Annotated in this window: 2 protein-coding genes; both read right to left on the reverse strand. The window is 35.9% G+C overall.

The genetic code is table 11. The features are described from left to right. Positions 1-14: 14 nt before the first annotated feature. On the reverse strand, positions 15-263 hold the full coding sequence (locus COZ07_RS03685) for a hypothetical protein (protein ID WP_406607237.1): 249 nt from the start codon (positions 261-263) through the stop codon (positions 15-17). After that, entirely contained in the window at positions 263-454 is a 192-nt protein-coding gene (locus COZ07_RS03690; protein ID WP_406607238.1) for a hypothetical protein, read from the reverse strand. The genes COZ07_RS03685 and COZ07_RS03690 overlap by 1 nt, the downstream gene beginning before the upstream one ends. Between the last annotated feature and the right edge of the window lie 173 nt (positions 455-627).

Genomic DNA, 627 nt, shown 5'->3' on the forward strand with positions numbered 1-627 from the left:
ATTTTGTTTTAGATTCATTGCGGCATTTTGAACATTTTACCCATCATTAACGCGTAGAATTCGGCCATTTGAGAAAAATATTCCATCGCCGCCTGCGCTACAGCCTTAAGGTGTGGACGGGAATTGTGTTCCCGGATAATCTGAACGGCAAATTCTCTTAAACATCGTTGAGCAATCAGTATATTATTTTGGTCATATATATTTGCAAAATCCGACCCAAAGTTAGAATGCCCCATATGCCATTTGACAAATTCATTTTCCATTATTTCGTCCTTTTTATCTCTTTGTATGGTGTAATTTTGAATGACTTTATTTTAGCGCCATCAAAATACCATAGAACATTATCCCAGAAAAGTTGTCTTGTCGTTCCACCAATTATTGACACCCTTTCAAAATAATCTTCTCCCGCTTTCGGTACGATGGTTATCTCTAATTTCTTAAATTTCTTTGCCATAATCACTCCATTTTATTTATTTTGATAATTGCGCCAATGAAACCATCCTTGACTATTGGAACTTTATGGAATAAACACCATTGCTCAATTATTGCCTGTCGATGATATGTTTTAGTTACATGATTATCGCATATCTGCACATCATCAGGATAAATGTGCCCCTGCAAGAGATT

Source organism: Candidatus Infernicultor aquiphilus (assembly GCF_002784285.1).
Lineage (GTDB): Bacteria > Atribacterota > Phoenicimicrobiia > Phoenicimicrobiales > Phoenicimicrobiaceae > Infernicultor > Infernicultor aquiphilus.